19 protein-coding genes are annotated in these 23,134 nt (G+C 49.4%); 14 read left to right on the top strand and 5 right to left on the bottom strand.

All coding sequences use genetic code 11. The features are described from left to right. Window positions 1-138 precede the first annotated feature (138 nt). The 8 genes from J0X00_RS04050 (at window position 139) to J0X00_RS04085 (ending at window position 9,913) form a co-directional block, all read left to right on the top strand. Window positions 139-1,281: an iron-containing alcohol dehydrogenase gene (locus J0X00_RS04050; RefSeq protein WP_282476393.1), complete on the top strand. Its 1,143-nt coding sequence runs from the start codon at window positions 139-141 to the stop codon at window positions 1,279-1,281. Window positions 1,282-1,290: 9 nt separating this feature from the next. Then, window positions 1,291-2,175, top strand: coding sequence for a dihydrodipicolinate synthase family protein (locus tag J0X00_RS04055; RefSeq protein ID WP_282476394.1), 885 nt, complete (start codon window positions 1,291-1,293; stop codon window positions 2,173-2,175). Between the two features lie 30 nt (window positions 2,176-2,205). Then, entirely contained in the window at window positions 2,206-3,201 is a 996-nt protein-coding gene (locus tag J0X00_RS04060; protein WP_282476395.1) for a TAXI family TRAP transporter solute-binding subunit, read from the top strand. Window positions 3,202-3,237: 36 nt separating this feature from the next. Beyond that, window positions 3,238-5,121, top strand: a complete 1,884-nt coding sequence (locus J0X00_RS04065; protein ID WP_282476396.1) for a TRAP transporter fused permease subunit — start codon at window positions 3,238-3,240, stop codon at window positions 5,119-5,121. Between the two features lie 63 nt (window positions 5,122-5,184). Further along, the gene (locus tag J0X00_RS04070) at window positions 5,185-6,339 is read left to right on the top strand and encodes an exo-alpha-sialidase (RefSeq protein WP_282476397.1); all 1,155 of its coding nucleotides are present in this window, start codon (window positions 5,185-5,187) and stop codon (window positions 6,337-6,339) included. A gap of 60 nt (window positions 6,340-6,399) precedes the next feature. Then, window positions 6,400-6,873: a YhcH/YjgK/YiaL family protein gene (locus J0X00_RS04075; RefSeq protein ID WP_136486711.1), complete on the top strand. Its 474-nt coding sequence runs from the start codon at window positions 6,400-6,402 to the stop codon at window positions 6,871-6,873. After that, complete coding sequence (locus J0X00_RS04080; protein ID WP_282476398.1) at window positions 6,870-7,550, top strand: SDR family oxidoreductase; 681 nt, start codon at window positions 6,870-6,872, stop codon at window positions 7,548-7,550. The genes J0X00_RS04075 and J0X00_RS04080 overlap by 4 nt, the downstream gene beginning before the upstream one ends. A gap of 821 nt (window positions 7,551-8,371) precedes the next feature. Then, window positions 8,372-9,913 (top strand): PAS domain-containing methyl-accepting chemotaxis protein, encoded by a 1,542-nt coding sequence (locus tag J0X00_RS04085; RefSeq protein WP_136486702.1) that lies wholly within the window; start codon window positions 8,372-8,374, stop codon window positions 9,911-9,913. A gap of 131 nt (window positions 9,914-10,044) precedes the next feature. On the opposite strand, the gene J0X00_RS04090 is transcribed toward J0X00_RS04085, so the two are convergent. Then, window positions 10,045-10,434 carry a universal stress protein gene (locus tag J0X00_RS04090; protein WP_282476399.1) on the bottom strand — a complete coding sequence of 130 codons (390 nt, stop codon included), beginning with the start codon at window positions 10,432-10,434 and terminating at the stop codon, window positions 10,045-10,047. Between the two features lie 233 nt (window positions 10,435-10,667). Further along, window positions 10,668-11,495 (bottom strand): class III extradiol ring-cleavage dioxygenase, encoded by an 828-nt coding sequence (locus J0X00_RS04095; RefSeq protein WP_282476400.1) that lies wholly within the window; start codon window positions 11,493-11,495, stop codon window positions 10,668-10,670. A gap of 154 nt (window positions 11,496-11,649) precedes the next feature. Between J0X00_RS04095 and J0X00_RS04100 the strand changes: the two genes are divergently transcribed. Both J0X00_RS04100 and J0X00_RS04105 read left to right on the top strand, forming a co-directional pair. Beyond that, on the top strand, window positions 11,650-12,546 hold the full coding sequence (locus J0X00_RS04100; protein ID WP_206208422.1) for a LysR family transcriptional regulator: 897 nt from the start codon (window positions 11,650-11,652) through the stop codon (window positions 12,544-12,546). A gap of 362 nt (window positions 12,547-12,908) precedes the next feature. Next, window positions 12,909-14,831 carry a GGDEF domain-containing phosphodiesterase gene (locus J0X00_RS04105; protein WP_282476401.1) on the top strand — a complete coding sequence of 641 codons (1,923 nt, stop codon included), beginning with the start codon at window positions 12,909-12,911 and terminating at the stop codon, window positions 14,829-14,831. 360 nt (window positions 14,832-15,191) lie between these two features. Here J0X00_RS04105 and J0X00_RS04110 read toward each other — a convergent pair whose 3' ends face one another. The 3 genes from J0X00_RS04110 to J0X00_RS04120 form a co-directional block, all read right to left on the bottom strand. After that, window positions 15,192-16,220: a methionine synthase gene (locus J0X00_RS04110; protein ID WP_136486690.1), complete on the bottom strand. Its 1,029-nt coding sequence runs from the start codon at window positions 16,218-16,220 to the stop codon at window positions 15,192-15,194. Window positions 16,221-16,251: 31 nt separating this feature from the next. Then, window positions 16,252-17,232, bottom strand: coding sequence for a DUF1852 domain-containing protein (locus tag J0X00_RS04115; protein WP_136486688.1), 981 nt, complete (start codon window positions 17,230-17,232; stop codon window positions 16,252-16,254). 386 nt (window positions 17,233-17,618) lie between these two features. Next, window positions 17,619-17,891: a hypothetical protein gene (locus tag J0X00_RS04120; protein ID WP_218561882.1), complete on the bottom strand. Its 273-nt coding sequence runs from the start codon at window positions 17,889-17,891 to the stop codon at window positions 17,619-17,621. Window positions 17,892-18,161: 270 nt separating this feature from the next. Between J0X00_RS04120 and J0X00_RS04125 the strand changes: the two genes are divergently transcribed. The 4 genes from J0X00_RS04125 (at window position 18,162) to J0X00_RS04140 (ending at window position 23,113) form a co-directional block, all read left to right on the top strand. Next, on the top strand, window positions 18,162-18,500 hold the full coding sequence (locus J0X00_RS04125) for a cytosolic protein (protein ID WP_218561883.1): 339 nt from the start codon (window positions 18,162-18,164) through the stop codon (window positions 18,498-18,500). Window positions 18,501-18,633: 133 nt separating this feature from the next. Continuing rightward, window positions 18,634-20,163: a nitric oxide reductase transcriptional regulator NorR gene (gene norR / locus J0X00_RS04130; protein ID WP_282476402.1), complete on the top strand. Its 1,530-nt coding sequence runs from the start codon at window positions 18,634-18,636 to the stop codon at window positions 20,161-20,163. A gap of 174 nt (window positions 20,164-20,337) precedes the next feature. Then, on the top strand, window positions 20,338-21,999 hold the full coding sequence (gene hcp, locus J0X00_RS04135) for a hydroxylamine reductase (protein ID WP_282477001.1): 1,662 nt from the start codon (window positions 20,338-20,340) through the stop codon (window positions 21,997-21,999). A gap of 67 nt (window positions 22,000-22,066) precedes the next feature. After that, on the top strand, window positions 22,067-23,113 hold the full coding sequence (locus J0X00_RS04140; protein ID WP_282476403.1) for a hybrid-cluster NAD(P)-dependent oxidoreductase: 1,047 nt from the start codon (window positions 22,067-22,069) through the stop codon (window positions 23,111-23,113). Window positions 23,114-23,134: the final 21 nt, after the last annotated feature.

Consider the following 23,134-nt stretch of genomic DNA (forward strand, 5'->3'; position numbering starts at 1 on the left):
AAAGTTATTTTTGATTAAATTTATTCATTTTGATTATTTGAGAGCGTGATCAAGCATTTTTTATTTAATTGTCGTTATGATAGTGAGCGAGATTAAGCAAATGATTAAAAAGAATCATCATTTAAAGGAAGACAGCTAATGAACATTTTCACCACTGTGTTGAGCGGAAACATAGATCAACTCGCTGCCATTACTGCCAAACACGAGCATATCTTGCTGGCGACGGATCAGAACGTCAGCTCGCTTGATCAGGTTCAGGCGCTGATCAACCAGTTGCAACAGGATTGTGCTCAGTTAACTGTGATTGACAACCTGCCAGCGGAGCCTCGTGATGAGGACGTACAAAATTTGATTGCACAACTGCCACAATCTATCAGCCTGGTTGTGGGCGTGGGTGGCGGTAGTGTACTGGATGTGAGTAAGCTGATCGCTGTGCTTGGCGTAGAGGCGGATAACGCGCAGCGCACTGAGAAGTTCCAGCAACTGCTGGCTGGCGAAACGCCGGCGCAGCGTACTGAGCTGCTGTTGATCCCAACCACAGCCGGTACCGGCGCTGAAGCAACACCAAATGCAATTGTGGCGATTCCAAGCCGCGCGACCAAAGTTGGCATTATTTCTCCGGTTATGCTGCCGGATTACGTGCTGCTGGCACCTGAGCTGACCACGTCAATGCCCGCCCATATTACCGCTTCGACTTCTATTGATGCTCTGTGTCACCTGATCGAGTGTTTCACTGCCTGTATTTCTAATCCGGTCGGTGATAACTACGCCATGATCGGTATGCAAAAATTCTTCGCCAATATCGATAAAGTGATGACAGCGCCGCAGGATATGCAGGTTCGTCTGAATCTGCTGTGGGCGTCTTATTATGGCGGTGCATCGATTTCTCATTCTGGTACTCACCTGGTGCATGCCCTGTCTTATCCTCTGGGTGGTAAGTACCGCATTCCGCATGGTCTGGCCAACTCTCTGCTGCTGCTTCCGGTGATGAAATTTATCTGTGAACCTTGTCAAGAGAAGCTGGCACAAGTCTATGATCTGCTGCCTCAATCCGATAAATCTCTTCCTTCTTTAGACAAAGCTCATGCCTTAGTTGACTACCTCGAAAGCCTGGTAGTGGAACTTGGGCTGCCTACCAAACTGAATGCCATCGGGATTGATGCCTCTCAGTTGCCTGAGCTGGCCGCCAACGCAATGGAAGTGAAGCGTCTGATTAACCATTCTCCTGTTGCGGTAACCGAACAGGATGTTCTGAACATGTATCAAAGTATCTGCGAATAAGGAAATAGTATGACTGAGGTGATGAAGGGGCCGTATGTTGCGGTTGTGACACCGTTTAACCAAGACGGTACGTTGAATGAAGCCGAACTGCGTAACCAGGTTGAGCGTCAGATTTCATTCGGCAACAACATTTTTTGTAACGGTACCAATGGTGAATTCTTTGTTCTGAGCGATCAAGAAAAGCGCCGCGTGACTGAAATCTGTGTTGAACAAGCGGCTGGCCGTGTTGATGTGGTCACCCACATTGGTGAACTGACGCTGCAAAGCACCATCGAACATGGGCTGGCAGTACAGGACTCGGGTGTGAAAGCGGTATCCGTTATTACTCCTTGGTTTAGTGCGCTGCGTGAGCAGGAATTGGTTGAGTACTTCACCACGGTGGCCGATAGCCTGGATATTCCGGTGTATCTCTACAATATTCCGGCGCGTACCGGCAATACCATCACGCCTCAGGTCGCAGCAACTTTGGCGTCTCACCCGAATATTTACGGCATTAAAGACAGCGCCGGCAGTTACGAAAGCTTGCAAGGGTTTCTGCAAGTTGCTGCTAGACATGAACAATTTGATGTACTTACTGGTCCGGATTCACTGATTCTGACCGGTTATCAGGAAGGCGCGATTGGCTGTGTATCAGGCATTGCCAATATTGTACCTGACTTGGTGAATCAGATTTACCAGGCCTTTAAAGGGAATGACGTTGAACAAGCTCAGGCTGCGCAGGAGGTGATTAATTATCTGAGAAGTCATTTGTACCCAATCGCATTTGCTCCGGCAGTGGTTAAACAGACCCTGAATCTGCTGGGTGAAAATGTCGGGCCAAGCCGCTATCCCGTAAGGTTTAGTCAAACGGATATTGAACAAATACAAGATATTATTAAACAAAAATTACAATAATAATCAAGTAAAACAAAAGGATACCCTACAATGATGAAGCAAAAATTCAAAACTGCCGTAAAAGTTCTGACTCTGTCGACATTGCTGGCTAGCGGCTTTGTTCAGGCGGAAACCTCGTCCATTATTTCTCAGCCTCCGGGTAACGGCTGGTACACCTATGGCACAACCTTTTCACAGCTGATTCCGAAAGCTACCAGCGACGAGTACAAGATTAAACTGATCCCCCGCGGCGGCGGTATGACTAACCCGGTGGTGGTTAACCAGGGGAAAGCGGACTTCGGTTTCACCACTTCAAACGCGACTGTTTGGGCGCGTGATGGCCTGACCGATATTTATAAAGGCAAAAAGAACGAGAATCTGCGTATGGTGCTGGATAATGTGCAGCAAGCGTACACCATCACTATCGCGCGTAAAGCGTGGGTAGAGCAGACCGGCAATGACACCATGGACAAGGTGATCAAAGCAGACAACGTGCGTATTGCGATGAAACCGACCGGCTCTCAGGTGCCGATTATTGCTGATTACATTTTCAAAGCGCTGGGCTCTGATATTGAAACGCTGAAAGAGCAGGGCAAAGTGGTACAGATGGGTAGCGGTCAGGCTGCGCAGATGCTGCGTGATAACGCGATTGACGTTTACATCGATAACGTACCTGCGATGCACCCGAACCTGACTGAAATGACGCTGACTAACGATGTGGTTTACATTCCTTACGGCGATAACGTGCTGAAAGATTTGGCTAAAGTTGGCCTGCCGACGGGCACTATGCCAGCAGGGACTTACGACGGCCAAACCGAAGACTACATCACACCTGTCAGTGCGACTGTGTTTGTGACCAATGCCAATGTTGACGAAGATACTGTTTACAACGTGACGAAAGCGCTGATCAGCAGCCAGAAAGAGATCAAAGAGACTCACTCTCCGCTGAAGTTCTGGCATCCGGAAGAAATTGGTAACCACGAAGCGCTCGTAACACTGCATCCAGGTGCGGCGAAATACTACCGCGAGCAAGGCTGGCTTAAATAAGTTCGGCGTTTAGTGCACAGTATTTAAGGTGTCATTATGAAATATAATCATTTAATGAACACAGTGAAGGCTATTCTTGCAATAGCCTATATTCTGTTCCTTTTGAATCAGTTCTTTGTTCCGGTATCGCCGTTAACCGCGGCGACCATCCATGTGTTTATGGCGACGGCACTGGTTATTAGTTTTCAGCCAATTGAGTTTAAAAATAAGCAGTTAGCTTATCTGGGACGCTTCATCGATTTGGTGTGCATCGCGGTGACATTGTCAGTGGTTTACCACTACTACACTTCAATTCCACGTCTGGAATCGCGCCTGGAAATGATTGATGACGTACTGTTTTCTGACAAGTACGCCTTCATCGCCGGTGGTCTGATGCTGTTCGAAGCGGTGCGTCGTTCAGTCGGCTTCTCACTGCTGTCTGTGGTGATCATCTTTACTCTGTACGGTTTCCTTGGCCCTTACTTCCCGGGATGGACGGCGTTTGAAGGCTTCACGCTCGATACGATGGCTGAACTTATCAGCATGCAGGCGGACGGTCTGTTTGGTATCACAGCCAGCACTGCGATTAACTTTGTATTTTTCTTCGTCATGTTTGGTTGTGTGTTTACCATGACTGGCGGCGGCAGCGTGTTTATTGATCTGGCGATGATGGCCACAGCTCCGCTGAAAGGTGGTGCTGCGAAAATGTCGCTACTGGGCTCGGCCCTGTTTGGGATGGTGAGTGGTTCTGCAGTAGCGAACACCACGTCAACCGGTGTACTGACTATTCCAATCATGAAACGCTCCGGTTACAGCAAAGAGCAGGCTGCGGCAACGGAAGCGATTGCTTCAACCGGCGGACAGCTGATGCCACCAATCATGGGCATTGCTGCATTCGTTATGGCGGACATGCTGGGTATTCCTTATACCGATATTGCCGCAGCGGGGATTATTCCGGCGGCTGCGTTCTACTTCGCACTGTTTGTGATTATCGACCTGCGTGCCCGTAAAACCGGTGTGGGTAATATCTCTAAGCAAGACCTGAAATTTGAGCCAATTCGTCCGCGTCTGCACCTGCTGATTTCACCTATCTTCCTGGTGATTGCACTGATTGCCGGTTACTCAGCGCCATATGCCGCGTTTGTCGGTTCGGTGGTTGCTCTGGTTGCGCCACTGCTGCGAAAGAACACACGTTACAGCTATAAGATCCTGTTCCCTATGGTGATGGATACTGCCAAACAGATGGCGTGGGTCTCTGTCCCGCTGGCCTCGGTTGGTATCATCATGGTGCTGGCGACTCAGTCAAACCTGGCGTTTAAGTTTGTTGAGATTCTCAGTGCGGTAGGCAGTGACAACCTCTATCTGTCGCTGGTGATGGTGATCCTGGGTTGTATCATCATGGGGATGGGCTTGCCGACGGTTGCGGCTTATATCATAGGTTCAATCATCTTTGCTCCGGCCATGATTGATATGGGTGTTGATCGCCTGGCAGCTAACATGTTCATCATGTACTACTGCGTGCTGTCCATGGTGACACCACCGGTTGCATTGTGTGCATACGCGGCGTCTGCCATTGGCCAGAGTGATTCATCCAAGACCGGCTTTATCGCGTTCTCTTATGCGCTGGTTATCTTCCTGGTGCCATTCAGCTTCATCACTGACCCTGTGGTGTTATGGCAAGGCGCCTGGTATCTGATCCTGATTGCGTTCTTTGGCATGTTGGTGGCGACTTTCTGCTGGGCAGTCTTTCTGCAGGGCTGGTTTAAGAAAGATCTGAATATCGTCGAACGCCTGCTGTTCCTGATCGCCAGTATTGGCATCGTATTGGACAAATCGTCTTCGCCGATGTGGTTTGCCTTCCTGGGGCTGGCGTTAGCTTTGGTCATCTGGTGCTGGAAAAGTTCGGGCCGATGCATAATCAGCAACGCAAAAACAGCATAACGCATGAATAAGCCGGCCTCCTGGTGACCGGGAGGCCGGAATAAGAACGAAATGGAGTCTTTAATGAGTCAACAAACTGTTACGGTGGAAAAAACAGGAATTCTTTCTGCTGATCAAACTGTGCCTGAATTTACCACGGCGATGCTGCCATCGGATTATCCGCAAAATCACGCTGCTAATCTGCTGTGTCTGCCTAATGGCGATACGCTTTGTACTTGGTTTGCCGGCACGCAAGAAGGGGTTTCTGACATCTCTATCCTCTGCTCGCGTTTGCGCAGTGGCAGTCAGCAGTGGGAACCTGCGCTGAAACTGTCCGATGACCCAAGCCGCTCTGAACAAAACCCGGTCCTGTTTCTGGACCCGGATAACACGTTGTGGCTGATCTGGACCGCGCAATTGGCCGGTAATCAGGATACGGCTATCGTCCGTTTCCGTCAGTCGCCAGATTTGGGCGAAACTTGGAATGATATCCAAACCCTGATCGATGAACCGGGCACCTTTATTCGTCAGCCGGTGGTGGTTCTGCCAAGCGGACGCTGGTTATTGCCGGTGTTCTACTGCACGGTCAGGCCGGGTGAGAAGTGGGTCGGTAACTACGACACCAGCGGGGTGCGTATTTCTGATGATAAAGGTCAGACGTGGCGTAATGTTGCAGTGCCGGATAGCCTGGGTTGTGTCCATATGTGTATCACACCGCTGCAGGATGGTCGCCTGCTGGCGCTATACCGCAGCCGCTGGGCAGACAATATCTATAAGAGTATTTCTCAAGATGACGGCGAAACCTGGTCTAGCCCGGTCGCGACCTCGCTGCCTAACAACAACTCTTCGATTCAGGTGACGACGCTGCAAAACGGTAACTTGGCGCTGGTGTTCAACAACATGAGCGCGGCCGGTGCAACCGAGCGTCGCAGTTCTTTGTACGATGAAATCGAAGATGACAGCGGCGCGAAAGAGCCGGAAATCGTAGAAGGCCGCTCTGCATTCTGGGGCGCACCACGCGCACCAATGTGTCTGGCGATTTCTGAAGATAACGGTGAAACCTGGCCGACCATCATTAATCTGGATGAAGGTGACGGGTATTGTATGACCAATAACTCGCAGGAAAAACGCAACCGTGAGTTCTCTTACCCGACGGTGACTCAAAGCCGCGATGGCGATATCCATGTCGCTTATACCTATTTCCGTCAGGCGATTAAATACGTGCGGTGCCAGCTGTAATCCTGACTGTTTTTTGCTGCCACTTTTAAGTGGCAGCCTTGTTTTAAAAGGGTGATAACTATGATTAGTGGCCATCTTAACCAACTGAACCGTGTCGGTCTGCCTGCGGCGTTTATGTCTGTGCTCAGCCGCCCTGAATGTAGTCTGGAAAGGTTGCAACAAGCGGCTGACGGGCGACTGCCTGTTGAAGCTACAGACTGGTTTTGTCATATCGGTGACGCGCAGCTGCAAAGTCGAGAACTGCGTCATACCGAATTTCATCAGCAGTTCGCTGATATCCAGCTGGTGCTGAGCGGTGAGGAAACGATTTACTTTGATTCGGCCTATACTCAAGCCGTCGAAGCGGATGAAAAGAAACCCGATCTGTTTATCGTCAAAGCGCCGCAACTGCGCCAGCAAATCCATCTCGCTGCCGGTGACTTTGCGGTGTTTATGCCGGGAGAGCCGCACCAGGCACTTTGTTCCGCTTCAGGTCGTGGCGTGGTACGAAAAGCGGTATTTAAAGTGCCACTGAGTATGCTGGAGGGGTTATGATCCAACCACATGCTATTGTAACCGGAGCCAGTTCAGGGATTGGCTTTGCCATCGCGCAAACCTTGCTGGATAAAGGCTGGCAAGTTACCGGGTTGAGTCGCAGCAGACCGGATATTCAACACCCTGACTTTACTGCGTTGAGTGTCGACCTTATGGATAGTGCTCAGGTTCGGCAATGCGCCGAACAGTTTGCCCAAGTGGATGCTTTTATTCACGCGGCGGGCAAAATGGCCTCGGCTCCGTTAGGTGAACTGAATCTGAGTGAGAGCGAGGTGTTATGGCATTTGCATATTCATGTGGCGGAAATTATGGCTAATGCTTTGGTGCCGAAAATGACTGCAGGCGGGCGTATCGTGCTGATTGGCAGCCGCACCTCGCGCGGTGTTGCCGGCCGTTCACAGTATGTCGCAACCAAGTCTGCCATGATCGGTATGGTACGCAGCTGGGCGGCTGAACTGGCCACTCAGGGGATTACCGCCAATATCATCGCGCCGGGCGCAACGGAGACCCCGATGCTGCTGGATCCAAGCCGGACCACATCGCCGCCTAAACTCCCGCCGATGGGACGCTATATTAAACCGCAGGAAGTGGCGGACTACGTGCAGTTTATCGTGTCTCCGTCCGGTGCGGCGATCACCGGTCAGGAGCTGGTGATTTGCGGTGGTGCCTCGCTGTAATTGGGTAATCACGGTAAACCTGATGACGGCTGTATTTCCTGTTATGAAAAAACCGCTGACATTTTCAGCGGTTTTTTATTTCATATTTGTCTTCCATGTCCGTTACGCGACAGGCGCTGACCGGAACGAATAAGACCCGTTTCTTCTGCTGGTTACACTGAATCAAATTCAAACGATAAGGTGTAACATGATTTCGAATCCCGAAAGCAAATATCAACCGGCGCATATTGTTGCCAATCCACAACGTAACTGGCCTGATAACCGCTTAACTCAGGCGCGGCTCTCGCGTTAGACAGTTGCAACTCGCTATATTTCAGTGAACACCGTTGCGACTGCCTGCTACTCCTTTTACATGTCCTCGCTCTATCCTTGCTTTTAATTCACATCCGCCTCTCTGATCTTCGGTATCAACTTTTAATGAATTTCATAATTTAGAACCAGAGTCACGCTTTGTTTAAAGCGACATAAGTGTTAGTAAAATATACATATTGTTACATTTTTATGTAAGATAGATCTAAGTATAGCTAATTATTTTGCGGGTTATTTATTCATTAGTGTCAGATAGCCGTCTTGAATATTAGTAAAATTAAATTCAATGGCGAAAAAGTGCGCACAACCCGACAAATTTAGACCGTACAGCATTCTTTAATGAAGAATTTATCAATAGCTAATCCATAATTAAAATGCTATCAACACATCTAACTATACTAATTTAGCGAAGTGTTTTACACATTGGGTTGATGAAGGTAGTGAGTGGTTATAGCGGTTAATGGTCTATTCAAAATAAAAATAAAAACAACGTCGTGGCATGGAGAAAAAGCATGAGCAATAAACGCAATGTGCATGTTGTTGATAGTGAAGTCACCTTTTCAAAAGACGAGCAGTTGGTCTCTGTGACTGACAAACGAGGGGTTATTCGTTACGCGAATAAAGAATTTTGCCGCGTCGCTGGGTTTGAAGAATCCGAGTTGGTGGGCAAAAACCACAATATGGTGCGACATCCGGATATGCCCAAAGCGGCTTTCGCGGATATGTGGGCCAAACTTCAGGCCGGCCTTGAGTGGCGCGGCGCGGTAAAGAACCGGTGTAAGGATGGTCGTTACTACTGGGTTGACGCATTTGTCACCCCGGTGTTTGAAAACGGCGAGCTGACGGGTTACCAGTCGGTACGCACTGTGCTGGAGCCCAGGGTACGTCAGCGTGCTGAAAAAATGTACGCTCAGATTAATCGCGGTGTGAACGTGGGAGAAAAGTGGTGGTTCAGCCATACGTTCAGACTTGCGCTGTTTGCGGCGATTTCGCTGGGGCTGTGTGTTGGCGCTCTTGCTTTGCCGTGGTTAAGTTTTATTGTGCCTTTTGTGGCGCTGGCGTGTTTCTATCCTGAGATTTTCGCGGCCAGTCGCTCCATCGCCGATATGAAAGCACACTATGACAGTGTGTCGCGTTATGTCTTTTTCGGAACCTCACCCTGTAGTGTGATTCAGTTTAGTGATGCTTTGCACCGCGGTCGTGCTCGCACTATTCTTGGTCGGGTGGGTGATGGCGCTAAGGTATTGATGGACAGTGTAACATTACTGGAAGGGGCATCGAAAAAAGCCCATGAAGGTGTTGAACGTCAGTCTTACGAACTGCAGCAGCTTGCGACTGCGATGGAAGAAATGACGATGACTATCCAGAATGTGGCTGATAATACCGCGCAAACCTCCTCTAAAGTCAGCCTGGTGCACAATGATTGCGAAGGGGCAACGAAAGCGATATCCAATACTATGAAGTCGGTTTCCCATCTGGCTGAAGAGGTGAGCAAATCGTCTCTGGCGGCAGAGGCGCTGGCGAAAGAAGCTGAGCAGATTGGCCTCGTGACCCAGGAAATCCAGGGGATTGCGGATCAAACCAATTTGCTGGCACTGAATGCGGCCATTGAAGCTGCCCGCGCGGGTGAGCACGGACGAGGGTTTGCCGTCGTTGCCGAAGAGGTGCGCGCGCTCTCGACCCGGACCCATAAAGCCACAGAACAAATCCACAACTCAATGGGCGAAATACAGTCGTCGCTGATTACCTTATCGAAAACCATGATGCAAGGCCGCTCATCGGCGGAAGAGTGTCTGGATGAAACCCAGTCATCGGTGGATCGTATTCAGCAGGTATACAATGCGGTAGCGGAAATTTCTGATCTGGCGCTTCAGATCTCAACCGCCGCAGAGCAGCAAAGTGTGGTGTCCGGCGATATGAGCCGCAATGTCGAAGCGATTAATCAGGTATCGCAAGAGAACGTCAAGATGGTTGATACCGTCAATACTGAATCGGAAAATATTCACAAACGCGCCTCGGTGCTGGCGTCGATGCCGTTAAGTTTTCGCATCTGAGCTTGATTCATCTGATCTGTGATTCCACATATAAGGAACCCGGCACTGTAGGCCGGGTTTTCTGTTTCTGCGCTACTGCTATTTATCTTGTTGGCGATCACTTTGGCTATGGTGATGTTTGCTGACTCAAACTACTGGTCGAGATACACCACCAACAGATCAGATTCGACCGCATTGGCCACCGCAGGGATGTGGGAGAACAGCCTGCTCAGCACCTTATGGTGATGGCCGCAAACCACCAAGTCGATATCCATCTGTTTCACCAGACCTGACAGTTTGATGTGCAGATCGCCAATCACGACGCAACAGTCTTTGACAGGGTAGTCACACTTATCAGCCAGTGCTTGCAACTGCGCCTGAAATTCAAGTTCTTCTTTCGGTGATAACGCCATGCTGTCGACTTCGACAAAGACCAGCGAAAGGACGCTGCCGTCGCTTTTCGCCATGGCAATCGCACGGTCTATAACGTCCTGACTGGATGACGACAGATCAACGGCTGCCAGTATATGTTTATAGCTCATTACGTTTCTCCCGATTTTCGGTTAGGTACGTAATGTGAGTCTAGCAGGTGCATATTGGGGCAAGGCGAGAAATTGAACAAAATACCGAAACGCTCAAGAGCGGTTGAAATAAATCGTCACTTGCCTGGAGTAAGGGCGGGCAATTCAAAGCGGAGATAGGTCAATGTGAGAGGCGGAACCCAAAAGTCGATCCCGCCTGTCTTAACCCGTCTTATCGAGGAGCGGAATCGCTCTTAACCGAACACAAAACCGGATAGCTGAGTTTTCATTACTTGTTGTGAATACACTTTACGACCGCGGTCGCTGCCCGCAGCACCGGCAACCACCATGAGTGGCAGCAGGTGCTCTTCATGTCCTTGTGGATGGCAGTTAAATGCGTGTGGTGCTTGTGTCCACTGGCTTAAGTCAGCGTTACGTTGTTGTGGCTCCGCTTCGACCGCTTCAGTTAACCAGCTGTCAAACATCACGGAAGGTTCGGTAAAACGACTGTCACCGTAGCCGCGCATGTTGTGAAAACTCATTCCGCTGCCAACAATAAGTACCCCCTGCGCACGCAGCGGCGCGAGTGCTTCACCAAGCTCAATGTGTGCTTGCGGGTTTAAATCGTTGCGTAGTGACAACTGAACCACCGGAATATCAGCGTCCGGGAACATCAGTTTCAGCGGAATAAACATGCCGTGGTCGTAACCACGCGTGCTCTCTTGCTGGCCGCTCAGACCGGCTTGTTTTAGTAACCCCACCACTTGTTCCGCTAACTCAGGGCTACCAGGCGCAGGGTAAGTGATCTGGTAAGTATGAGCCGGGAAACCGTAGTAGTCATAAATCAGCTCAGGATTGGTGCCTGAAGTGACAGAAAACTGCGCGGTTTGCCAGTGTGCTGAAACCATCAGAATCGCTTTTGGTCTTTCCGGTAACAGGTTGTCGATGTTTTGCAGAAATTCCGCCATATTGTCCCAGGTATCGGCCGGGTGCCAGTCCATAAAGAAACAAGGACCACCGCCATGCGGGATGAATATGGTCGGCTGGGTAACGGAATTCGCGGTAAATTTGGAGTTGGTCATGCTCAACGGTCCTTAGTGCAAATGGGATAATTCGTTATGGCTATTGTGCGCTGATAAGCATTATTCGTTGGTGACAACCATTATCCACCTGTCAATCTGGTAATAGAACATGCTAAATTTGATGAACAGCTTTAACTCAGAGTAGGAAATCAACGTGGATCGCTTTACCAGCATGCGGGTTTTTATCGAATCCGTGGAACAAGGCAGTTTGTCAGCCGCCGGGCGTAGACTGGGCATGTCGCCGGCAATGGCGACCAAGCATGTCGATGCACTGGAAAGCCGGTTGGGAATCAAGCTATTGCGCCGTACCACCCGTCAGCTCACTTTAACCGATGGCGGGCGCGAATATCTCGAAGCGTGTAAGCGCATCCTGCAAGAGTTGGATGAAACCGAATCGGAACTCTCGTCACAGCGCAACGAGGCGATAGGACGATTGAGGATGAATGTGCCTCTATCTTTCGGTACCCGGTTTATTGCGCCGCTGCTGCCAGCGTTTTCCCGCGATTATCCGGGAGTCGAAGTGGAGCTTGGCCTGAGTGACAGTCAGCAAAACTTGCTGTATGAAGGCTGGGATCTGATTTTGCGTATCGGTCATCTGGAGGACAGCCAACTAAAGGCACGTAAGCTGGGTAACTGTCCACTGCGTGTTTGCGCGTCGCCTGACTATCTAAGGCAATTTGGTCGTCCTAAGCGGGTGTCTGAACTCTCTTCCCACAACTGCCTGAGTTATACCTTGTCTGCATTGCAGGGGAACGGCGCCTGGTTTTTTGGTGTGAAAGGTGATGTTCAGGTTCAGGTGAAAGGTAACCTCAAAGCCAATAATGGTGATGCTTTGCTGGCTGCAGCTATCGCGGGTCAGGGCATCATCTATCAGCCAGATTTTATTGTGGCGGATGCATTGCAAAATGGTCAGCTGGTGGCTCTGGAACTGGATCACCCGACCGTAGACATCGGCGGAATGCACGTACTGTTTCCGCCTGACCGCCGTTTACCCCTTAAAGTCCGGGCAATGATCGACTATTTGATTGCCACATTTGCGCAGTCAAAGTAAACATGCACAAAAAGTAAGGTGTGCCCACTGGTCGGCAAAGTAGTTGAATGTTATTGACCCTTCCCGAGGCTGAATTGACGCAATCGACAATTGTTAGATAAACTCTGAGATAAAGCTCAATCTGGTGCATATCAAGCCTGATGTGTTGCAGAATTGTGGAAGCCTCAACCTGGTTGGGTAGCAGTCAATTCGCCTTTGTTGGTTTACCCGGTGATTAAACAACGAAAGGCGCTCGGGAAAACCAAGTTTTCATCCCTATTTAGAGAGGCTTATTTATAACTCTCTCATTTAACTGGTTGACAAATAAGTAGAAAAAATAAATTATGAGATTTGATAGTTGAGTTCCATGAGTAATCGATTACATGTATAGGCAGCAGCGTCTCGAAGCTTTTTCATCCAACCTGTGTTTTCTGGTCAGCGTCAATGTCGCGATAGCCACTTTGTTGGTGTTCAGTGGTATTTACAGTGATATCGGAACGGACAAGCTCGTCTGGTTGATGGGAATCTACCTCGCATGCATGGTTCGCCTGTCGGTTCACTTTTTTGTCCCCAACAATAATCCCTACAAACTCGATTTTCATTTTATGGGGGTATTGCTTGCTGCGGTTGCCTGGGCCAGTTTTCCTTATCTGTTTCATGGTGAATTTGGTCTGCGAGAGAAGGCGGTCACCATTATCATCTTCTGTGGTATGTCCGGCGGCAGTGCGACCTTGCTCGCAGCCGACATCCGATCAGCGATAGCATTCACATCTATCACGGTATTTCCTTACAGCTTCGTACTCGTTAGTGCTGATAATTATGACGAGCGTGTCATCGGGGTTATGTCGATTGGCTATGGCGTGGCGCTGTGTCTGAGTTCTTTACGCAGTTGCAAGTTCATTATGTCGTCGATTAGTGACCGACTTAAAGTCGACAGCCTGGTGAAAAGTCTTGAGCATGAGGTCGAAAGTCGCACGGAAAAAATTACTCTGTTGGCGCAAAAAGACAGCGTAACCGGGTTATTAAACCGCACCAGCTTTCTTGCAATGGTCAAGTCATTGCAAGAAGCGCATCCATGTGAAGCTCCTGAATGTCGGCGAGCGATGATCTATATTCATATCAGCAAATTCCAGTTGCTGTGCAGTAACTACGGCCACGGCTACGGTGACTACGTGTTGAACGTGATCGGGAAGCGGTTACTTAATATCGATGAACGTTACAACACGATTGCTTCCAAATGGAACGGCAGTGGTTTTATTCTTTATTTTCCGCACGGTAATAACGTCAGTATCACGCGTTTCATTGAGAATATTGACCATCTTCTCAGCCGTGAGGTTCAGTATCTGTCATTGATAACGACCCCCAGCTTTCACTACGGTTTCTATGAACTGGGGTGTGAGATGACTCTATCTAATGCTGTCAATAATGCTTACCTCTCCATGTTGGAAGGTAAGAAGAAAAACATCAAAATTTACAGTTTCGACCAGGGCCTGAAAGACAAACTCCAGTGGCAGGAAGAGCTGCATGCAAAAATGACCACCGCCATCAATACGGACGACTTCTACATGGTCTATCAACCGATTGTCGATTTGACCACCAACAACGTTTCTGGCTTTGAGGCCTTGATTCGATGGGAACTGGATGGCAAGTTTGTGTCGCCTGACGATTTCATTCCTATCGCAGAACAACATGGTTTGATTTTTAGTATCGGTAAGTTGGTGCTGCGCTCATCGCTGCAAACCTTGCATGAGATCAACCAGCATCTGCCCCATATTTCTATGTCTATCAACGTCTCGGTGATACAGTTCGAGAATGAGCATTTCCTCGATCATCTGCGCAAACTGCTCAGCGAGTTTGATGTCCGGGTTGAAAACATCCATCTGGAAGTGACTGAAACGGCCATGATCCGCGATCTCGAGAAACTGTCCTATGTCATGTCTGAAATCAAAAAGATGGGCGTGAAAATTGCCATTGACGATTTCGGCACCGGCTTCTCTTCGATTGCAGTCTTGAAAAGTCTTAACGTTGATTACATCAAAATTGATAAGACCTATATCGATGATATTTGTCACGACGAAAAAGATCGCAGTATCGTTTCGGCATTGACGAAGATGAGCCATGCGATCGATGTCAAAGTGATTGCCGAAGGGGTAGAAGAACAGTCGCAAAAAGCATTGCTCAGTGGCTATGACGTTGATTTCTATCAGGGGTACCTGTTCAGCAAGCCCGTACAAAAAGACGATGCTTTTACTTTACTGGGTATTAAACCAGATGATGCCAGCGCTGTTGTGAACAGCGGATGGTAATGCATGGACTTACGCGCTGTTTTTAATAGAGTTTCACCCGCGATTGCGGCGTTATTGAGCGTCACTGCGTTTTTCACCGCCATGGTTACCTTTGCTGATCATGATGAGCATCGCCGGAGCGAACGGAACCTGGGTGGGTCTTAAATTGGTTAAACGGATGAGCGACGATGATAAGGTCGCCTGAGTCGGTCACTTTACCTTTGGCTTTATCGCCTCGTTTAATAATAAATCGTGTGGTAATCAGGTGGGGAGGTGATGGCTAAACAGAAGCCGTGACGAAAAGTTGCCCGTTCGCTTTGCATTGGTTAATGCGTTGCAGCGAACAGGCAATTCAGAGAATCTATCTCAACAGATTAAGCATCAGGCCGACAGCTCTTTACGGATAATTTCCGCACCGGCATGCAGCGCATCCAGTTTTGCTCGTGCCACGCCACGCGGCAGAGGTGCCATGCCACAGTTGGTGCATGGGTACAGTTTGTCTGCATCAACAAACTGCAGCGCTTTACGCAATGTCTCTGCCACTTCTTCCGGCGTTTCAATCTCGTTGGTCGCCACGTCAATTGCGCCAACCATAACCTTTTTACCGCGGATCAGTTCAAGCAATTCGATAGGCACACGGGAGTTGTGGCACTCAAGTGAGATAATATCGATATTAGACTTTTGCAATTTCGGGAAAATCTCTTCGTACTGACGCCATTCAGAGCCCAGTGTCTTTTTCCAGTCAGTATTGGCTTTGATGCCGTAGCCATAACAAATATGGACTGCGGTTTCACACTTCAGGCCTTCAATCGCGCGCTCCAGAGCGGCGATACCCCAATCGTTCACGTCGTCAAAAAACACGTTAAACGCAGGTTCATCAAACTGGATAATATCCACACCAGCGGCTTCGAGCTCTTTCGCTTCCTGGTTAAGAATCTTGGCAAATTCCCACGCCAGTTTCTCGCGGCTGTGGTAATGATCATCGTAAAGGGTATCGATCATGGTCATAGGACCCGGCAGAGCCCATTTGATCGGTTGCTTGGTTTGCTGACGCAGAAACTTCGCATCTTCCACAAACACCGGCTTTTGACGACTCACTTCGCCGACCACTACCGGCACGCTTGCTTCATAACGATTACGAATGGTAACGGTTTTACGGTTTTCGAAATCAACGCCGTTCAGGTGTTCAATAAAAGTGGTGACGAAATGCTGACGTGTCTGCTCACCATCGCTGACAATATCAATGCCTGCTTGTTGCTGATCTTGCAGCGCTAAACGCAGTGCATCTTGTTTGCCGGTAATCAGTTCTGCATCCTGCAGTTTCCACGGTGACCACAGAGTCTCTGGCTGAGCAAGCCAGGATGGTTTAGGTAAACTGCCTGAAGATGAAGTCGGTAATAGTTTTTTCATAATAAATTCTGTCTTGTGTTGTCGTTAATTATCAAGCGTAAGCAGCAGACCATTGCTCAAGCAGCGTCTGGTATGGTTTGATGAAGGTTTCTTCAGTGAACTTGCCTTGTTCAATCGCTAATTTGCTGCGTTCTTCGCGGTCATAAACAATATGCGTGATTGAATGGTCCGGATTTTTCAGATTAGGCTGGTAACATTTTCCAGCGGCTGAGTTCGCGTTATAAATTTCAGGACGGTAAATTTTCTGGAATGTTTCCATGGTGCTGATGGTGCTGATCAGTTCCAGATTGGTGTAATCATTAAGCAGATCGCCAAAGAAGTAGAAGGCGAAAGGAGCCGCACTGCCTTTCGGCATGAAATAACGCACTTGCAGACCCATTTTTTTGAAGTATTGCTCGGTCAGCGATGACTCATTCGGTTCGTATTCGTAGCCCAGAACCGGGTGCTGGTTACCTGTACGATGATAGACTTTAGCATCCGACACACTCAGACAGATCACCGGTTTTTTGGCAAAGTTATTTTGGTATACCTCTGAATTTACGAAACATTTGAAGATGTTGCCATGCAGGTCACCAAAGTTTTGCGGAATGCTGAACTTTGGTTGATCCCTGTTGTGGTCAAGCAGCAATACGCTGAAGTCGTAGTCGCGAACGTAAGAGGAGAAGTTGTTGCCGACAATGCCTTCGATGCGCTGATTGGTTTTATGGTCAACAATGTTGGTTTTCAGCACTTCGATAGTGGGAAAAGTTTCTTCACTGGTCGCGTTGCCAATATTCAGATCAACCGAGATGATCTCCAGCTCTACCGAATAACGATCGCCGTTCGGGTTATCCCAGGTCGCTAACGTGTTAAAGCGATTATTAATCATCTGTAACGTATTGCGCAGGTTTGACTGACGACTCTCGCCGCGGGCCAGATTGGCAAAGTTCGTTGTGAGACGAGTATTGTTTGATGGTTGGTAATTTTCATCAAAACACAGGCTTTTAATCGTAAATGTAAAATCGTTATTCATGTTCTGGTATCCCGTTGCTGCGATAAATCGAAAACTCGTTCCTTGCTTGGTGTGGTATTTCTGACTATTCCGGTCTTTACTTCCACAGCCTTGAGTAATTGGTGCCAAGTGACGTAATGAAAACTCAACTGTTTTCGCTTTGAGTGAATGGCTTGGGTATGTTGTACCCTTGAATGGGCATAGGAATACAATGGTATTATTTAATGTGCTACATGAGATTTCTTCATGTTTTGTTTTACTAATAGAGTTTTATTAATGAAGATCATGAAAAAGTTTCATGTTAAGCGCTGATATGCACCTGAGTGTGAATGACGATTTCTGATTTTTATCTGATGAGCAAGAGCAGAGCGGGGCATTGAGCCCCGCTTTTTTATAACTAAATAGGCTTATTTAGCTTTAACTCGTTCTTCTTTTTGGCCTCCGGAGTAAATACAAAATGCCGAGTTATAATCGTTGTAAGCGACGGCGTAATTAAAGTCGCAGAAATAAGCCGGATGTTTAGTGGCGATCGCATCACCTGCCTGACACTGGTCACCGAGTGACTCAACTAAGGAATCATTATTCGCCCCTAAACACGCTTGACCGGTTTGTTTATCTTCTGACATGCAGCCAGACAATGCCAAAGCGGAAAGGACAACTAACCCAATGGATTTTTTCATTCTGAATCTCGATTTTATTGTGATAATACGATTGGAATGATATGCGTGAGTTGCATATCTGGCTGAATGCTAGCACTGATTTATCATTTGGGGCAATGAGTTAGGGGCTATGGTTTAGATTCTGATCTGCTGTTAGACGAATCCGTATTTCAGCTTGGCCTGGTGTATGCCCGGCCACGGTAGCGTATTCGCGTCGCTGGCAGCTAAATCTCTACTGCGTTCTGCCCTGATAGTGATAAAATCGCGGTATCAGAATTACCGAGAATTGTTATGTTTATCCATCATGTTAACGGCATCGACTGGCTGGTGATTACCGCTTTTGAAGAGCTGAAACCTCTATTTATCGAAGACGCCGGTGCGATCCCAAGTTACTTCTCTGCCACCAGCGAATTGAACCTGATTGATCAAGCCAGGCGTGCTTATGGATATTTGCCAGCACTCAGCGGTGTAATCACCGATACCGGCACCTTTCAGAGCCAAGATAACCAAGAAGATTTGAATCCACAACTTGCCTGCTTAGTTGAGGGGCGTGGCCGGGTGTTTATCTACCACGGCGGCGTTGTGGCTTTTGTCAATGACGATCAAACCTTTATTACCCGGATGGGCTGAATATTATTCAGTTATCTGAAAACGGCTTGTCAGTTGATCGTGGTCAATGGAACATCAATCTCCTGACATTGCTGATGTTCAAATGACATCAACTTGCCTAGCATGAGCGTTTTGTGGCTATTTCTGGTGTGTTATGTCTCCGACCGTCGATCATGTTCTGCTGAATCTCGCGCTCAATCTCAGTTCCAACCGCTCTCATACTCAGCAGTACCAAAGCTTGATCGATGGTGTTGCGCAGGTGTTCCCGTGCGATGCGAGTTGTCTGTTTATTCTGGATGAGGAGCGGTTTCTTACTCCGGTTGCGGTGCGCGGGTTGCAGACTTCGGTGCTTGGTCGTCGTTATTTTCCCAAGGCGCATCCGCGCCTGGAGGCGATCATCGAAAGTCGTGAAGCGGTGCGTTTTGACGCCGACTGCCTGCTGCCTGATCCGTTTGACGGTGCTTTGCTGAGCGACGATCTGTGTATTGATGTTCATGACTGCATGGGGTTTAGCTTGTATGTGGAAGGGCAGTTGGTCGGCGCGCTGACCATGGACGCAATGGCGGTGGGGGCGTTTGACGATATCGACCCGGTGACGATCGAAACCTTTGCGGCTTTAGCCGCGGCAACACTGCGTAACATTGGCCAGATTAAAGCGCTCAAAGCGCAGAACCAAAAACAGAAAAGCGTTACCCAGACACTGATCCAACAGGCGCGATCCCAGCATGGGGAAATGGTCGGGTTAAGCCCGCAGATAGCCCAACTGAGAAACAATATCGAGACGGTGGCGAAATCGGATTACGCGGTTCTGATTAGCGGTGAGACCGGCACCGGCAAAGAACTGGTGGCGCACTCCGTACACGCGCAATCCCTGCGCAGCGACAAGCCGATGATTTACGTTAACTGCGCTGCACTGCCGGAAGGGCTGGCGGAAAGTGAGCTGTTTGGTCATGTCAAAGGCGCATTTACCGGCGCCAGCAGTCAACGGGCCGGAAAATTTGAACTGGCTGACGGCGGCACGTTATTCCTTGATGAAGTGGGAGAGCTGCCCTTGGTACTGCAGGCCAAATTGCTGCGGGTTATTCAGCAGGGCGAGCTGCAACGTGTTGGTAGCGATCAACATCTGCTGGTTAATGTACGCATCGTTGCGGCGACCAACCGACAATTGGAGAAGGAAGTCGAGGCCGGCACGTTCCGTGCGGACTTATTCCACCGTCTTAACGTGTTTCCTATCCAAGTACCGCCGCTGCGCTCCCGCGAGGGCGATATTCCTGTACTGGCCGGTTACTTGCTGGAAAAAGTGCGCCAACAGTTTAACGCGCCAAACTTGCACGCTCACCCTAAAGTACTGACGCAGATGGAAAAGCGCCCCTGGTACGGTAATGTGCGCGAACTGGAGCACACCTTGACCCGCGCCGCGCTGCATGCGATTCAGCAGGGTGCGGTGACGATTCTCTCCACTCACTTCGATGCTTCTCTCAATCTGGATGATGTAAAAAACACATCGCAGTTTTTACCTCAGCAAAGTCAGCCGATGCGAGACCTGGTCGAGCGCTATCAGCATGAGCTGATTGAACATGCTCTGCGCCTGAATGACGGGGTGTGGGCAAAAGCCGCGCAATTTCTGCACATGGATCGTGGCAACCTGTACCGCATGGGCAAAAAGTTCGGGATTAATAAATAAGCATGTTCGCGGTTGTGATGTCATTTCAACACCGCCAGTGTTGTTGAAATGACATCAATCAATTGATGGAATACGACTTAATTCATTAAAATTCAATAAGATAAGGTTTGGCACGCATTCTGCTCTTCAGTGGTGACTATCACAACGATGACAACAATCACTGGAGAACTCAATATGTTCTGTATTCAATGCGAACAGACAATTCAAACCCCTGCTGCTAAAGGTTGTTCTTACGCACAAGGCATGTGCGGCAAAACCTCTGAGGTTTCTGATCTGCAGGACGCGCTGGTTTATACCTTGCAGGGCGTGTCATTCTGGGCGGCCAAAGCACGCGAATTTGGCATCATCAGCGATGAGATCAACCAGTGGGCGCCAAAAGCTTTCTTTGCAACCCTGACTAACGTTAACTTCGATCCTGAGCGTATTGTGGCACTTGCTTCTCAGGCGGCGGTCTACAAAGCGTGCCTCAAAGAGCAGGTTTTGGCTGCGGCGACTCTGGCTGATCAGGCGGTGCAGGATGTTCCGACAGTGGCACAATTCGAACTGCCCGACAACGCACAAGATATTCTCGCGCTGGCACCACAGGTGGCGGTCAACCGCGGAAAAGATCAGCTGCACGAGGACGTAATTGGCCTGCGTTTGCTGTGTCTTTATGGCCTGAAAGGGGCCGCCGCTTACATGGAGCACGCCCGCGTACTGGGGCAGACTGACAACGAGATCTATGCCACTTATCATGACATCATGGCGTGGCTGGGCACGGATCCGCAAGACTTAGCCGCGTTGCTGGATTGTTCGATGCAGATTGGCCTGATGAACTACACAGTGATGGAGATGCTGGATCGCGGTGAGACCGAAACCTTTGGTCACCCTGAGCCGACCACTGTCAACGTTAAGCCGGTTAAAGGTAAATGCATTCTGGTTTCCGGCCATGATCTGCACGACCTGGAAAAAATCCTGCAGCAGACGCAAGGCAAGGGCATTAATGTCTATACCAATGGTGAAATGCTGCCTGCGCATGGTTATCCTGAACTGAGAAAATATCCGCATCTGGCCGGTAACTACGGCAGCGCCTGGCAAAACCAACAGAAAGAGTTCGCTAATTTTCCCGGCGCGATTGTGATGACATCGAACTGCCTGCTGAACCCGAATGTGGGCCAGTACGCCGATCGCCTGTTTACCCGCAGCATAGTGGGCTGGCCGGGTGTGGCTCACCTTGAGGGGGACGACTTCAGCGCCGTGATTGAGTGCGCACTGGCGCAGCCGGGTTTTCAGCATAATGAAATTGAACACCACATTACGGTCGGATTTGGCCGTAATGCATTGATGAATGCCGCGCCTGCGGTGATCGAGCAGGTCAAACAGGGCAACATCAAACACTTCTTCCTGGTTGGCGGTTGTGACGGCGATAAATCCGAGCGCAGCTACTATACCGATTTTACCGCTGCTGCGCCGGAGGATACGCTCATCCTGACCCTGGCCTGCGGTAAATTCCGCTTCAACAAAAACACCTTTGGTGACATTAACGGTATTCCGCGTCTGCTGGACGTGGGGCAGTGTAACGATGCCTATTCTGCTATTCAGCTTGCTTTGGCGCTGGCAAACGAATTTGAGTGCGATATTAATGAACTGCCACTGACGCTGGTGCTGTCATGGTTTGAGCAGAAGGCGATCGTCATCCTGCTGACCTTGTTCGCTCTGGGTGTGAAAGGCATCTACACCGGGCCGACGGCGCCAGCGTTCCTGACTCCGAACCTTATCGCCATCATTCAGGACAAATTCGACATGCGCAGCATCGGCAACGTGCAGGACGACCTGAACGCGATTCTGGCGGCATAACTGCTATACGTTTTTCTTTGCCCCGCCGTGGCGCGGGGCTTTCTCGCAATGCATCAAAGAGAAGATTATGTTTTTTGAATGGCAAGGTCAGCAGCCCGTCACCCTGCGCTGTATTGATAAGATGACTGAAACCCGGGACAGCGTCAGCATCAAACTGGCGGCGCTCAACCCAGCGTTACTGTTCCGCTTCAAGCCCGGCCAGTTTATTAATCTCGGGGTAGAGATTGACGGCCGGAGTGAATTTCGCGCCTACTCCATCAGCTCAATGAACGACGAAGATTATCTTCAACTGACGATTAAGCGCGTCGATGGCGGCAAGGTCTCTAACTTTATCCTTGATTCCTTATTACCCGGCGATACGGTACAAGCACTACCGCCAGCGGGAGATTTTAACTGCATTGATCGCCCGCCTGCCCAATCACACCAGGGCGCTAAAACGCTGCTGATCAGTGCCGGATGCGGTATAACGCCGGTCTTTGCCATGGCAAAATACTGGCTACAGAGCGCGAAAAGCGATGTCCATATTACGTTTCTGCACGTCGCACGCAGCGCAGCTGACACCATTTATTACCACCAGATGGAAACGCTGCACGCCATCTATCCCAACTTTGATTTAAAGCTGCTGCTGAAAAACAGTGCCGGTACCCGCTATCCACAAGGTCGTCTCAATCTCGACTGGTTGCTCGAACTGGTGCCGGATGTCGAGCAGCGCACGGTTTACCTGTGCGGCCCAAGTCAGTTTATGCAGGATGTGCAGGGTTACTTAGCCGCCGTTAACTTTGATATGGCCAACTTTTATCAGGAAAGTTTTACCCCGGTAATTGGTCAAAACTCTGACCTCGCTGATGAACCGGTTAATGTGCTTGTACCTGATTTTGAACTGAGTATAGAAGCGCAAAAAGGACAGCCGCTGGTAGAGGTACTGGAAAATGCAGGGCTACCGATCATCGCCGCGTGCCGCAGCGGGATCTGTGGATCGTGTAAATGCAAAGTCGAAACGGGCAGTGTCACCTCGAGCAGTCAGCAGACGCTGACACCGCAAGAGATTGAGCAGGGCTATGTTCTGGCGTGCTCTTCGTTAGTCGAATCGGATCTGCAAGTGCAGTTAGGTTAGGTAAGCCATGTCGCTCAAATG

The organism is Vibrio sp. ABG19 (genome assembly GCF_029962385.1).
In the GTDB taxonomy this organism is placed as follows: domain Bacteria; phylum Pseudomonadota; class Gammaproteobacteria; order Enterobacterales; family Vibrionaceae; genus Vibrio; species Vibrio ostreae.

What these genes read in the sequence shown, in the direction of transcription:
- J0X00_RS04050 (WP_282476393.1), top strand. Translation starts at nt 139, where the DNA reads ATGAACATTTTCACCACTGTGTTGAGCGGAAACATAGATCAACTCGCT.
- J0X00_RS04055 (WP_282476394.1), top strand. Translation starts at nt 1,291, where the DNA reads ATGACTGAGGTGATGAAGGGGCCGTATGTTGCGGTTGTGACACCGTTT.
- J0X00_RS04060 (WP_282476395.1), top strand. Translation starts at nt 2,206, where the DNA reads ATGATGAAGCAAAAATTCAAAACTGCCGTAAAAGTTCTGACTCTGTCG.
- J0X00_RS04065 (WP_282476396.1), top strand. Translation starts at nt 3,238, where the DNA reads ATGAAATATAATCATTTAATGAACACAGTGAAGGCTATTCTTGCAATA.
- J0X00_RS04070 (WP_282476397.1), top strand. Translation starts at nt 5,185, where the DNA reads ATGAGTCAACAAACTGTTACGGTGGAAAAAACAGGAATTCTTTCTGCT.
- J0X00_RS04075 (WP_136486711.1), top strand. Translation starts at nt 6,400, where the DNA reads ATGATTAGTGGCCATCTTAACCAACTGAACCGTGTCGGTCTGCCTGCG.
- J0X00_RS04080 (WP_282476398.1), top strand. Translation starts at nt 6,870, where the DNA reads ATGATCCAACCACATGCTATTGTAACCGGAGCCAGTTCAGGGATTGGC.
- J0X00_RS04085 (WP_136486702.1), top strand. Translation starts at nt 8,372, where the DNA reads ATGAGCAATAAACGCAATGTGCATGTTGTTGATAGTGAAGTCACCTTT.
- J0X00_RS04090 (WP_282476399.1), bottom strand. Translation starts at nt 10,434, where the DNA reads ATGAGCTATAAACATATACTGGCAGCCGTTGATCTGTCGTCATCCAGT.
- J0X00_RS04095 (WP_282476400.1), bottom strand. Translation starts at nt 11,495, where the DNA reads ATGACCAACTCCAAATTTACCGCGAATTCCGTTACCCAGCCGACCATA.
- J0X00_RS04105 (WP_282476401.1), top strand. Translation starts at nt 12,909, where the DNA reads ATGTATAGGCAGCAGCGTCTCGAAGCTTTTTCATCCAACCTGTGTTTT.
- J0X00_RS04110 (WP_136486690.1), bottom strand. Translation starts at nt 16,220, where the DNA reads ATGAAAAAACTATTACCGACTTCATCTTCAGGCAGTTTACCTAAACCA.
- J0X00_RS04115 (WP_136486688.1), bottom strand. Translation starts at nt 17,232, where the DNA reads ATGAATAACGATTTTACATTTACGATTAAAAGCCTGTGTTTTGATGAA.
- J0X00_RS04120 (WP_218561882.1), bottom strand. Translation starts at nt 17,891, where the DNA reads ATGAAAAAATCCATTGGGTTAGTTGTCCTTTCCGCTTTGGCATTGTCT.
- J0X00_RS04125 (WP_218561883.1), top strand. Translation starts at nt 18,162, where the DNA reads ATGTTTATCCATCATGTTAACGGCATCGACTGGCTGGTGATTACCGCT.
- norR (WP_282476402.1), top strand. Translation starts at nt 18,634, where the DNA reads ATGTCTCCGACCGTCGATCATGTTCTGCTGAATCTCGCGCTCAATCTC.
- hcp (WP_282477001.1), top strand. Translation starts at nt 20,338, where the DNA reads ATGTTCTGTATTCAATGCGAACAGACAATTCAAACCCCTGCTGCTAAA.
- J0X00_RS04140 (WP_282476403.1), top strand. Translation starts at nt 22,067, where the DNA reads ATGTTTTTTGAATGGCAAGGTCAGCAGCCCGTCACCCTGCGCTGTATT.